This is a genomic window from Rhizobium moroccans, from assembly GCF_057559155.1.
On the sequence record NZ_JBHFJG010000001.1, the window covers coordinates 287,419 to 300,133 of the forward strand.

General features: G+C 62.7%; 8 protein-coding genes. 3 read left to right on the forward strand and 5 right to left on the reverse strand.

Annotated elements, in window-relative coordinates; translation table 11 throughout:
* Positions 1–47: 47 nt before the first annotated feature.
* The 5 genes from ACE04I_RS01305 to ACE04I_RS01325 all read right to left on the reverse strand — a co-directional run bounded on the left by ACE04I_RS01305 (position 48) and on the right by ACE04I_RS01325 (position 8,564).
* A complete protein-coding gene (locus ACE04I_RS01305; RefSeq protein ID WP_046796314.1) occupies positions 48–524 on the reverse strand; it encodes a chemotaxis protein CheW in 477 nt (158 codons plus the stop codon).
* A gap of 189 nt (positions 525–713) precedes the next feature.
* Positions 714–1,643 carry an arginase gene (gene rocF, locus ACE04I_RS01310; RefSeq protein ID WP_046796315.1) on the reverse strand — a complete coding sequence of 310 codons (930 nt, stop codon included), beginning with the start codon at positions 1,641–1,643 and terminating at the stop codon, positions 714–716.
* A 21-nt stretch (positions 1,644–1,664) separates the two neighbouring features.
* Complete coding sequence (locus ACE04I_RS01315) at positions 1,665–6,158, reverse strand: translocation/assembly module TamB domain-containing protein (RefSeq protein ID WP_170986322.1); 4,494 nt, start codon at positions 6,156–6,158, stop codon at positions 1,665–1,667.
* A 39-nt stretch (positions 6,159–6,197) separates the two neighbouring features.
* On the reverse strand, positions 6,198–8,123 hold the full coding sequence (locus ACE04I_RS01320) for an autotransporter assembly complex protein TamA (RefSeq protein ID WP_046796316.1): 1,926 nt from the start codon (positions 8,121–8,123) through the stop codon (positions 6,198–6,200).
* A 177-nt stretch (positions 8,124–8,300) separates the two neighbouring features.
* Complete coding sequence (locus tag ACE04I_RS01325; RefSeq protein ID WP_046796317.1) at positions 8,301–8,564, reverse strand: YMGG-like glycine zipper-containing protein; 264 nt, start codon at positions 8,562–8,564, stop codon at positions 8,301–8,303.
* 334 nt (positions 8,565–8,898) lie between these two features.
* On the opposite strand from ACE04I_RS01325, the gene ACE04I_RS01330 reads away from it, so the two are divergent.
* From ACE04I_RS01330 to ACE04I_RS01340, 3 genes are all read left to right on the forward strand, one after another.
* On the forward strand, positions 8,899–9,393 hold the full coding sequence (locus tag ACE04I_RS01330) for a (2Fe-2S)-binding protein (RefSeq protein ID WP_046796318.1): 495 nt from the start codon (positions 8,899–8,901) through the stop codon (positions 9,391–9,393).
* Between the two features lie 122 nt (positions 9,394–9,515).
* Entirely contained in the window at positions 9,516–11,864 is a 2,349-nt protein-coding gene (locus tag ACE04I_RS01335) for a xanthine dehydrogenase family protein molybdopterin-binding subunit (protein ID WP_046796319.1), read from the forward strand.
* 12 nt (positions 11,865–11,876) lie between these two features.
* Positions 11,877–12,674, forward strand: a complete 798-nt coding sequence (locus ACE04I_RS01340) for an FAD binding domain-containing protein (protein WP_046796320.1) — start codon at positions 11,877–11,879, stop codon at positions 12,672–12,674.
* Positions 12,675–12,715 lie beyond the last annotated feature (41 nt).

Genomic DNA, 12,715 nt, shown 5'->3' on the forward strand with positions numbered 1-12,715 from the left:
GGGCAATGCCCGGCGGCTTCGGATCGATGAGAAGAGGGACCTCGAAACTATGCGGCGAGATCTTCGGCTTCGTTGCCCTTGAACATCTTGGCGAGATTCAGGAAGCAGATCATGCCGGCTTCGCTGGCGATGACCCCCTCGCAGAAGGACTTGTCGAAAGATGCGGAGATTTCCGGAACCGGCTGAACTTGGCTGGAGGGGATCGTCAGGATATCGGAGACGCGATCCACCAGCATGCCGATCACCATGTTGTGGACCTCCGCCACCACGATGGCGCTGCGCTCGTTGGCAACGGTGCTATGCATTCCGAGCTTGTAGGCGAGATCGATGATCGGAATAACCGAGCCGCGCAGGTTCATGACGCCGATCACATCGGCGGGCGCGTGTGGGATCGGCGTCGAAGGCGCCCAACCGCGAATTTCCCGGATCGTCGTCGTCTTTACGCAGAACTCCTGATCGTGAAGCCGGAAAGCGATGATCTCCAGCATCTCGTTGCCGTAATTCGTGGAGTTGGCGGTCGCCATCGATATTTCTCCCAATGATCCAAGGCTGGACGGGAGCACCGCGCTGGCGCGACCGTTGCCGTAAAGTTCGCGTGCCATATGCCTCTCGAGCCCCGGTCGCGCTTGGGGTGATCCTATGGGAAGAGTGTTGCACAAAGCTGAATGGGCAAAGGCATTGTGCAGCATTGCGGCTTGGCTTGCCGCGGGAGATCAAGCCGCACGGGTCGGGCGGTCGAGCACGCGTTTGCCGAACAGGCTTGCGGTGAGTTCCACCATGATGCGGGCGCTCTTGCCGCGATCATCCAGGAACGGATTCAGCTCCACCAGATCGAGTGAGCGCACGAGGCCGCTGTCGTGCAGCATTTCCATGATGAGATGCGCTTCACGGAAAGTCGCACCTCCCGGCACGGTGGTGCCGACGCCGGGGGCGATGTCGGGATCGAGAAAGTCCACATCGAGACTGACATGGAGCAATCCGTTCACCTTCTCGACGGCGGCGATGACCTGCCGCATGATCGCGGCCATCCCGTGCTCGTCGATGGCGCGCATGTCGAAGACATTGACGCCGTGCCTGGCGATTAGCGCCCGCTCCTCCTCGTCGACCGAGCGGATGCCGACCTGGAAGACATTCCTCGGGTCCACGAAGGGCCGTTTTGGATCGAGGATCGGCGCGAACTCCGCCTGGCCGGTAAAAAAGGCCACCGGCATGCCGTGGATGTTTCCGGAGGGCGAGGTTTCCGGTGTGTTGAAATCGGCATGGGCATCGAGCCAGAGCACGAAGAGCGGCCGGCCGGCCTCCCATGCGTAACGTGCCATGCCGGAGACGCTGCCCATGGAAAGGCTGTGATCGCCGCCGAGAATAACCGGGACGGCGCCGGCGGCAGCGCTTTCATAGGTTTGTTCGGCGAGCTGCCGGGTGAAGGCGCCGACGATCGGCAGGTTTTTCGCACTGGGCCGGTCATCCAGATCGGCGGCGGGGGAGGGGCGCAGATCGCCATTGTCGACAATGGTATAGCCGAGCCCGGCCAATGTACTGGCAATGCCCGCCAGCCGGAATGCGGACGGCCCCATGGCGCAGCCGCCACGCCCCGAGCCTTCCTCAAGCGGTACGCCGATCAGTGTGATCTCTCTGGATGCCATCGATTTTCCCTGGAGTCGCGGTCAGTATTCGCGTTCGTAGAATATGCCGGCAGTGCCCCCTTCGGTGCCCGCCCCAGCCTTCAGCTTGACGCCGCGGCCGACGTCGAGATTGATGGTGGCTCTTGCCCCGGCGCTACCGCCCTGCTCGACCTGAAGGTAGGTGCGATTGTTGATGTAGCGGCCGACAGAAACGGTCGTCTGGCCGGTATCGTCGGTGTTGATGTCGATATCGTCGACGCCGAGATTGCTTCGCAGCGTTTCCAGCAGCGAGTTAGAGCCGCCACCGGCCAACTGACTGACTGCATCGGCAAGCTGGGCGATCTGCACCGGCGAGAGGCGCGACATGGACTGACCGAAGATCAATCGCGCCAGAACCTCATCCTGCGGAAGGGCAGGAGAAGAGGAGAAGGATATCTGCGGGTCGTTGGCAATGCCCGTCACGTTGACCGTAATCGTCGTCTGGGCGGATGTCGTGCTGGCTTCCATGTTGAGCACGGGAATCAGCCCGCCGCCGAACGTGATGTCGCCTTCGGTGAAATCCAGGCGTTTCGTGAGAATGACGATGCGCCCGCGGCGCATCTCGAAACCGCCGGAAACCTCCGGTGCCACGGCCGTACCGCGCACGGTTAGTTCACCGCCCAATTCGGCATCGATGCCCCGGCCACGCACGAAGATACCGTTCGGCGCGCTGATGATGAGATCGAGGGCGATCGGGCGGGAATTGCCCTGCGCTTCCTTCGGACGTAATTCCTCCATCTGGCGCAGCACGTCGGCAGGGGCGTTGCGGTGGCGTATGTCGATCTCGGTCAGCGAGGTCGGCAGCTTGGCCGGTACGGTGATCGCGGCCTTGGTCAATGTCAGCCGGCCGCCGAGCGCCGGACCTGACACCAGTGGACCGGTCAGGGTCAGCGTGCCGTCCGCGGTCGCGGCGACAAGCGTGCCGTCGGCATAAGTCGCCTGCGCCAGATTGATCCGGAGATCGGCGGGAAAGCCGGAGCCGGGCGTGATGCCGACTGTACCATCCACGGTGACGCGGCCGCCGGTCGAAAGCGCGCCGCCAAGATTCGAGATCGTAGCCCGATTACCGTCGAAGGTGACGTTCGCGGCGAGATTGTTGATCGCGAGATTGCGTCGTACGTCGATGAGCCGCGCGCCGGAAGCGGATGCCGTCCCGGTGATCGCGGGAGCGGCGGCCGTGCCGCGAATTGCAAGGTCGAGATTGGCGTTTCCTTCCAGCACGAAGCCTTGGGCGGCCAATTGGCCCGAGAGAATGGAGAAGGGGAGCTGACCATCGAAGTTCAGGTCGAGCGCTTTTTCCCCCGATAGCGAGACGGAGCCGCCGCCGGAAAGGGAGAGGCCGCCCTGGCCGGTGAGGCGGGTATCGAGCGTGACCCTACCGTTGCCGAAAGTTCCGCCGGCCGTCACCTGCAGCGCGGAAAGTCCCGCATCCACCGTCTGCCGCACGCCGGCATTCGCCCAGGTCAGGTCATAGCGGATAGCCGGGGCGTTCGGTGTTCCGGTCGCGGTTACCTTGCCGCTGATCGTGCCTCGAGTGCCGAGGTCGGGTACGAAGGCGTTGACGAGGCTTGCCGGGACGGATCGCGCGTCGGCGTTGACGTCGAGCGCGGGAGCGCCGTTCTGATCGAGGATCACTCGTCCGGTGGCGGAAAGATCGAGGCCATCCGCGCCGGAGAGGCGGGTGGCATCGAGCGCTACCGTCCCATTCTCGAATTTGCCGCTGGCCCTGAGTTGAAACGGCGCGACGCCGGCATCCCGCGTTTGGCGGAACTGCGCGTCGCTCCATTCCAGATCGTAGCGTATCGACGGTGACGTGGCGGGGCCGGTGGCGTCGACCGTTCCGGAAATCGTCCCGGCGGCGTTGAGGGCTGGGACGAAGGTGTTGATCAGATTGGCCGGCAGAGCGGCGATGCGCGCGTTGAGCGTGAGCGTCGAACCGGCCGTGCCGTTGACCGTGACGCTGCCGTTGCCTGTCGCGATGGTGAGATCGGAGAGCCGCGCGTTGCCATCCACGACGGCGATCCGCGTCGGGTTGGCAAGCCGGACCGGAATGTTGCGCGGGGCGGCGGAGAAGCTGTCGAGGGAGATTACGATCTCCTCGCCCGTGCGAAGATTGCCGGCGGCGGTCAAGGGGGCATTGTCGTAGCCGGCAGTGAGATTGAAGGTGGTAGTGCCCTCGCCGTGAGTAAGTCCGAGATCGACATTCGTCACGCCGAAGGCGCCGCTTCCGATGCGGGCCGCGCGGATCGTGCCTTCCGCGGCAAGCGCCTTGATATCGGGTATTGTAAGGTCGATGGCGGGGCCGGCGATCGTGAGATTGCCGCGCGTGAGCCCCGAGCCGTTGGCGCGGATAACGGCGCCGGCCCGTCCGTCGGCATTGCTCAGCGTTACCGTGCCTTTCAGGTCGCCCTGCGCCTGCTGGGCCGCAAGCGCTGCGAGAAGCGATACATCCGGAAATTCGAAGGAGATCATGCCTTCCGGCAGCATGTCCGGCGAGAAGTTCAGGGAACCGGTCAGCCGGTTGGGGCCGATCTCGGCGCTGATATCGGGAGCGGAGGTCTGTCCATTGGCGGAGGTCACGTCCGCATTCACGCGGATCGGCTGACCGTCCAGCGATCCGGTCGCCGCGACGTGTCCCGTCGGAGCGGACGGGTTGGCGGTTCCGTTCACCGTGAGGCTCAGGTCCTCCAGCAACCGGCCGGCAAGGCGCGCTTCGGCGGAGTTGACGACCGCCTTGACCGCCGGAGCGTTCAGCGGCCCCTCGGCGGAGATGTCGAAGCCTGCCGCTCCCTCGGCATCGGCAAGCCAGCGCTTGAGTTCCGGCACTCGGCCTGCGAGGCGGCCGGATATGGCCTCCTTTTCGATGAGAACATTCCCGTGGGCTTCGACCGCATTCGATTTGAGGACGATGTTCTCGAGGCTCACGCGGCCACCGGATACCGCGTCGACATATCCTTCGGCCGCGACCTTGCCTTCAAACTTCGGCGCTAGCGCCGGGGGCAGCACGGAAGGATCGGCGAAAACGCGGAAGTTGCCGGTCACACCCTGTTTGGAAAGGTCGTAGGCGCCGCTGACCGTGCCGCTGAGCCCGGCGCTTTCAAAAGTTGCCGCATCGAGGCCAACCGCAGGCGGTGCAAGTCGGATCGGGGCATCCAGGGTCACCGGCGCACGGATCACCCGGTTGATCTCTGCATTCTCGAAATGTGTCTGCCCCAAGGTGAGCCGGCTTCTCACGCTGCCGCTCCGCTCGATCAGGTTCAGATCCTCGCTTTCCGCCTGAAGGCGGATCTGCTCGAAACGACCCTGCGGCACCTCCGCGGAGCTGAGGGCTGCGGTCGCGTTGAAGCGGGCTGCGGTCGCAGCACCGTTCAGGGTAAAGTTGATCGTCTCGAAGGAGAAGCGGCTCTCCTGTCCATTGATCGGCCAGACGACATCCACCGGGCCGTTGGTGCCGGCAAGGCTCGCGGTCAGGCTGTTATCGCCGGCCGGATCCCATGCGCCCTTGGCCGTAATGCGCACCGCGCCGGATGTGAGGTCTCCGCGCTCTATGTCGACGCGGCCCGATTTGCCGTATCTGGCGGAAATGTCGATGTCCGTCGTACCGTCGAAAAGCGGCCGGAAGGCAGGTGGGAGCAGGGTCGCGAGCTGGCCGCCACCCGTCACCTCTATGCGATGGGCGTCCCTCTCTTCGAGCACATGCGTGCCGTTGACGGCGATGACCGGAACGCCCCCGACGCTGCCGTCGAGCTTGCCGGCCCAGTTGGAAAGCGGACCTGCGCCGTCCAGCGCCAGATCGACGGCCGGAGCGCCAGGCAGGCGGAGGAGGCGGGCAAGCAGACCGCCTTGCGGCTCCGATATGGAAGCTTTCAACGTGAGCCGGTTTTCGGCCGGAGCGTAGAGGACATCGGCGAGCGCGCGGGCGTTGGGCTCGTCCTTGCGGGTCGCTTCGAGATCAAGCGCGATGTTCGGTCCGGCGGCGTTGATGGAGCCCCGAAGCGACAGGGAGAAATCGCGGCCCGAAAGTGCTGGAGAAAGATTGATGTCCGGCAGATCGATCTCTTTAACCTCTATCCCAACCGGAAGCGAAAAGCCCGATTGAGAAGCCGGTTGCGGCTGGGCAGGTGGGCTGGGGACCGGAGGGCGCAGGAAGTCGATGCTTTCGGCGGAAATGCGATCCGCACGGAAGACGCCGTTGACGAGGGCGGCCGGAGACCAGTCGACCGTGATGCCGTCGATCTCGGCATAGGTGCCCGCTTCGTCGGCAAGGGTCAGGGCGCCGATGCGCAGGTTGCCCGTCAGCAAGCCCTCTGGCGGCGAGATGGTGACGATGCGATCAGGGGTCGAGACGATCGCAGAGATACGGTCTGCCGCGATCCGTCCGCCGACCGGCGTGAATGCGACGAACAGTGCAATGCCCACCGCCATGACGAGCAGGATCGCAGTCGCACCAAGCGCCAGCGCCACAACCCATTTCAGCAGGCGAATCATCAGCATCATGCCCGAGATCATACCTTTCAGCCGGCTCGCAAGCCCCTATTAGAATGCCTGGCCTATACCTGCATAGATACCGTATTGGCTGCCGCCGTCATAGCGCTTCAACGGGACGGCGACGTCCAATCGCAGCGGGCCGAAAGGCGTGGCGTACCGTATGCCGATCCCGGCGCCCGCGCGTATATCAGAGAAATCAGGCACTATTTCGGTGGAAACGGTGCCGACGTCAATAAACGGCACGATACCAATCGAATCGGTCAGCTTCATCCGCACTTCGAAGGAGGCAAGCGTGTAGGAGCGGCCGCCGAGCGCCTCGTCGTCATCATTGTAAGGCGAGATTTCCCGATAGCCGTAACCGCGCACCGAACCGCCGCCCCCGGCAAAGAAGCGCCGCGTCACGGGGATGCTGACGAGATCATCGCCACCGGCGAGAATCCCGCCGGCAATCTTTGCCGCAAGCACGGTCCTGTTTTCCTCGCCGAGCCCGAGATAGCCGGAGAGCGACCCCTCGAAGGAGGAGAAGAAACTGCTGCCGAGAGCTTCATAGCTCGGTTTGGCGGCAAGGGTCGCATAATAGCCCTCGGTCGGCTCCAGCTTGTTGTCGCGCTTATCTCGCTCGAAACCCACCGGCACGCTGAAGGTCAGGTATTCGTTTTCTCCGAAAGCATCGTCCGCTCTGATCCAGGCGATTTCTCCGCCCGCCGTCAGCTTGTCCGTCTCATTGAGTTCATAGGCGAAGCCGGCGGATGCCGTCACGGACTGGGCTTTATAGATATCGTCGGGGTTCTCGCTTTTTGCCTCAAGTCGCGATTCGAAGGTCGCTTCGGGCACGAAGGCGCCCGGCTTGGTAAAGATGATGCCGGCCGAATAGTTGAGACCGTCGAGGTCGGTATTGGTTCCAAGCCCCGAAACCTTGCCTTCGATCCGGAGCGACTCCGCCTGTCCGAACAGGTTTCGATGTCCCCAATAGCCCTGGATGCCCGTGCCGTCGATCGAGGAATATTCCGCTCCGAAACCGAAATAGCGATGCTTGCCTTCCGATATCTCGATGGTCAGCGGCAGCGAACCATCGGGAGCCAGTGCATTCGCCTCGCGGATGTTGACGCTGGAAAACACGCCGAGTTCCCTCAGCCGCTCTGAGGCCTTTTTCAGCTGTTCCGGCGAATAGCGGCCGCCCTTGTCGAGCCGCGAATAGCGACTGATGAAATTGGCGTCGACCGTGCGCGCTCCCTTTACGGCAACCTGGCCGAAAGGAGCGACCGGCCCCGAAACGGCACCCATGACCACGTCCACGGTTTGGGTCGCGTGATCGGCCGTTACCTGGCGTTCGGTCAGCCGTGCGAGCGGGCGGCCCTCTTCCTTCAGATCGGCAAGCATTCTTTCTCCCGCCTTGATGATCAGCAGCGAGCCTGCCTCTCCACCGGGAGTGAGATCGTAGGCGGAAGGATCACGCCCTGCTGCATCGCCTTCGAGACGCACCGTGCCAAGGCGGAAAACCGGGCCGGGATTGACGGTGACTGTAACCGGCACCGGTCCCGAATGATCGAAGGTCGGGTTTGGAGGCAGTTGGTCGATATCGGTGCCGGCGATCGAGATGTCGACCGTGCCGCCGTAGCGCGCCTCCTCGTAAAGGACCGCCACGAGCCGGTCTCGATCCTCGCGGGCTTTGATGACGATGCCGAGGTCGCCGGAAACCGGCTCTTCCTCGTCGGCTACCAGCGATGCAGCGTTTTCCAGCCGTTTCGTTAGATCTTTATCGGCATCGCCTGCTGAAAGCGTCGCGTCATATCGTACCGGGTTGATGACCTCGATGGTCTCTTCGTCCTCGCCGAAAAGCGTGATCCCGAAGATCTTCAGGGCGTAGGCATTGTCGGCGAGCCCGGGCCAAGACAGGAGAGCGAGGGCAAGCGCGACACTACCTGCTCCGCGAAACGTCCTCTCGTTTTTCCACCCGGCGTCTTCGTTTCGCATACTCAACTAACTAATATTGACCCCTCCGGGCCTTACGACCCTCGTCAGGGCTACGTATCTAACCGCAAATGAGTAAACGGGGTACCCCTTTCCGGTTGTCCTTCTTGTTTTTGCGACGAAAAAGCCCCGGAGCGTGCTCCGGGGCCACAATCCTCGGTGTGTTGTCCGAGCAATGTGTCAGTAGCGACGCGGGCAATCGTCGATATACCGGCGACCGTACCGGTCGCGGTAGTAGCATTGGCCGGGCTGTTCGGAAACAGAGCCGATGAGCGCGCCGGAGACCCCGCCGATCGCAGCACCTACGGCGGCGCCTCGTACGTTACCGCTGACCAATCCGCCGATCACGGCGCCGGAAGCGGCACCGATGCCGGCTCCCTTCTCGGTCTGCGTGCAGCTTGCGAGCGTCAAGCTGGCCAAAAGAAGCACCAGGGCTTTCTTCATGAAAATCCTCCAGGATTGAGACTAATGTCGGTGTCCGACCCAAGCCCGCGACCTCGCCCTGATCGCTACTTTTGTAGGCTACCTAACGGGCGGGAACAATAACCGCTGAAATGTGGAAGTCTAGAACCAATCGACAATCAGATTTCGGCCAGGTTTCGGGCGCTGCGCGAGCCGGTTCAGGAAGGGATTTCTGCTTCCCTTGCCTGTGCTGACGTGCGTTCAATGATGCGTCATCGGCCCGGTAAAAGCGCTTTGCGTGGAAACTAGCTGTTGATCCCCTGGGCAAAAAAGCAAATGATACCCGAGTGCTTGAGGAGGCACTGGGAGGAATAAGATGGCGAAAGTGACGCTGGTGGTGAATGGCCGCACGGTGAGCGGCGAATGCGAAGACCGCATGCTTCTCGTGCATTTCATTCGCGAGAAACTCGGGCTGACGGGTACGCATGTCGGCTGCGACACGACACAATGCGGTGCCTGTGTCGTCCATATGGACGGGCGCTCGGTAAAGAGCTGTTCCATCCTGGCGGTCCAGGCCTCGGGCTCGACCGTCACGACCATCGAAGGCCTGGCGCCGCAGGGCGAACTGCATCCCGTACAAGCGGCCTTCAAGGAACATCACGGCCTCCAATGCGGGTTCTGCACGCCGGGCATGGTGATGACCGCCGTCGACATGATCAACCACCATGGTGGAAATCTCGACGAAGCGAGCATTCGAGCCGGGCTCGAAGGCAATATCTGTCGATGCACCGGCTATCATAACATCGTCAAAGCCGTTCTTGCCGCCGATGCCGAAATGGCCGGTGCTGGCAGGAGGCAGGCAGCGGAGTAAGTGAGTAGTGAGCAGTCGTTAGTGATTAGCGGTTCAGGCGGGACCTCGTAGTCTAGCTTCTACACTACTCACTACCGACTAGTTCCTACTCACTATTCACTCGTTTCTGGAGGAGATCGAAAATGGGTGTTGAAGGAATCGGTGCCCGCGTTGCTCGCAAGGAAGACAAGCGTTTCCTGACCGGCAAAGGCCGCTATACGGACGACATGGTCGTTCCCGGCATGAAGCATGCCTGCTTCGTGCGAAGCCCGCATGCACACGCGAAAATCAGGGGCATCGACGCTTCCGCCGCCAAGGCCATGCCCGGCGTCATCGATGTGCTGGACGGCAAGCAGCTCCAGGCGGATGGCATCGGCAATCTGATCTGCGGCTGGATGATCCATTCGAAAGACGGCTCGCCGATGAAGATGGGCGCCTGGCGTCCGCTCGCGGTCGATACCGTCCGCTATGTGGGAGACGCGGTGGCGATCGTCGTTGCCGATTCGGCTGTGGAGGCGCGGGATGCGGCCGAAGCCGTCGAGGTGGACTACGAGGAGTTGCCGGCCGTGACGGAGGTGCTTGCGACGCTGGAGCCGGGCGCCCCGCAGCTCCATCCGGAAGCACCCGGAAACCTGATTTTCGATTGGCAGCTAGGCGATCCCGAAGCAACCGATCGGGCGATTGCGTCGGCCGCGCATGTGACCGAGGTCGATATCGTCAACAACCGCCTTTCCCCGAACGCGATGGAGCCGAGAGCGACGCTCGGCATCTATGATGCGGCCGAGGATCACTATACGTGCTACACGACGAGCCAGAACCCGCATGTCGCGCGTCTCGTTATGAGCGCCTTCTACAATGTCGCGCCCGAAAACAAGTTGCGCGTCATCGCGCCGGATGTCGGCGGCGGGTTCGGCTCCAAGATCTTCATTTATCCGGAAGAAATCGTCTGTCTCTGGGCTTCCAAGAAGACCGGTGTCCCGGTCAAATGGACGAGCGACCGCACGGAGGCTTTCCTCACGGATGCGCATGGGCGCGATCATGTCTCCAAGGTGAAGATGGCTTTTGACGCCGATCATCGCATTATCGGTCTCAAGGTGGATACGATCGCCAATCTCGGCGCATACATGTCGCTCTTCTCATCCTGCGTGCCGACCTATCTCTATGCCACGCTGCTTTCGGGCCAGTACGATATCCCGGCGATCCACGCGAATGTCCGCACCGTCTATACCAACACGGCGCCGGTGGATGCCTACCGCGGCGCCGGGCGTCCGGAAGCGACCTACCTGCTGGAGCGGACGATGGAAATCGCCGCGCGGGAACTCGGCATGTCGCCGGCGGAGCTTCGGCGAAAGAATTTCATCCGGTCCTTCCCGCACCAGACGCCAGTCATCATGAATTATGACGCGGGCGATTACGAAGCCTCGCTGAATGCAGCGATGCAGGCCGCCGATTGGAGCGGATTTGCTGAACGGCGGGCGCAATCGGAAGCGCGCGGCAGAAAACGCGGCATCGGCATGAGCTGCTATATTGAAGCCTGCGGCCTTGCTCCCTCTTCGGCGGTCGGCTCGCTCGGTGCCGGTGTCGGCCTTTGGGAATCGGCGGAAGTGCGGGTGAACGCCGTCGGCACCATCGAGGTCTTCACCGGTTCGCACAGCCACGGCCAGGGGCACGAAACCACGTTCGCCCAAGTCGTCGCTGATCGTCTCGGCGTGCCGATCGACAGCATCAACATCGTGCATGGCGATACCGACAAGGTGCAGATGGGAATGGGTACCTACGGGTCCCGGTCGGGCGCGGTCGGCATGTCGGCAGTCGTCAAGGCGCTCGACAAGGTCGAGGCCAAGGCGAAGAAGATCGCCGCGCATCTGATGGAAGCCGACGAGAGCGACATCGTCGTCGAAAACGGCGAGCTGAAGGTTGCCGGCACGGATAAGACCCTGCCCTGGCCTCAGGTGGCGCTGGCCGCCTATACCGCTCACAACCTGCCGTCCGGCATGGAGCCCGGTTTGAAGGAAAGCGCCTTCTACGACCCCTCCAACTTCACCTTCCCGGCCGGCTGTTACATCGCCGAAGTCGAGGTGGACCCGGAAACTGGCGAGACCGACATCGTCCAGTTCGTCGCGGCAGACGACTTCGGAAACATCATCAATCCCATGATCGTCGAGGGCCAGGTGCATGGCGGCCTTGCGCAAGGCATCGGTCAGGCGCTGCTCGAAGGGGTTCACTACGATCCCGAGACAGGCCAGCTTCTGACGGCGAGCTACATGGATTATACCATGCCGCGCGCCGACGACCTGCCCTCGTTCAAGCTGTCGCATCAGAACACGCCGTGCCCCAACAATCCGCTCGGCGTCAAAGGTTGCGGCGAAGCCGGCGCTATCGGCTCGCCTCCGGCGCTGATCAACGCCATCACGGACGCGATCGGCCACGACCGGCTCGCCATGCCGGCGACACCGATGAAGGTCTGGCACGCACTGCACGCTGCCCATTGAGGAGGAAGGGACATGTACGCAACCGACTATCATCGCGCTTCCTCCGTCCAGGAAGCGGTCAATCTTCTCTCCTCGCGGCCCGTAGGAAAGTATCTTGCCGGCGGAATGACGTTGATCGCCACCATGAAACAGCGGCTTGCCGCCCCGAGCGATCTCGTCGATCTTCGTCATATTCCCGATCTCAAGGGAATTGCGGTCGAGGGCCGTAAGGTCAGGATCGGCGCGGCAACCCCGCATTCGGATGTGGCAGGCTCGGCGGCGCTGCAGGCGGTCTGTCCGGCGATCTGCCATCTGGCCGGCCGGATCGGCGATCCCCACGTTCGGCACATGGGCACGATCGGGGGCTCCATCGCCAACAACGATCCCGCCGCGGACTATCCGGCCGTGGTCCTTGGTCTTGGTGCAACCGTCGTTACCGATCGTCGCTCGATCCCGGCGGACGACTTCTTTACCGGCCTCTTCGAGACTGCGCTGGAAGAAGGGGAGATGATAACCGCGGTGACTTTCGAGGCGCCGGAAAAGGCGGGTTATGCCAAGTTCGACAACCCAGCCTCCCGGTTCGCGATGGCTGGTGTCTTCGTTTCTCGCGGTGCCGATGGGGTGCGTGTTGCCGTGACCGGGGCAGGCGCCGATGGCGTTTTCCGCCATAACGGCATGGAGGCGGCACTCGCTTCATCCTGGTCGTCCGACGCTCTGGCAAACATAGCGGTCGATTCAGCCGGCATGTTGTCTGACTTGCACGCCGATGCCGAATACCGGGCCAATCTCGTGAAGGTAATGGCGAAGCGAGCTATGGCCGCGGCGGGATGAGCCTTGGTTCACGCCGCATTCTGAACAGGGCGGCTTTAGGG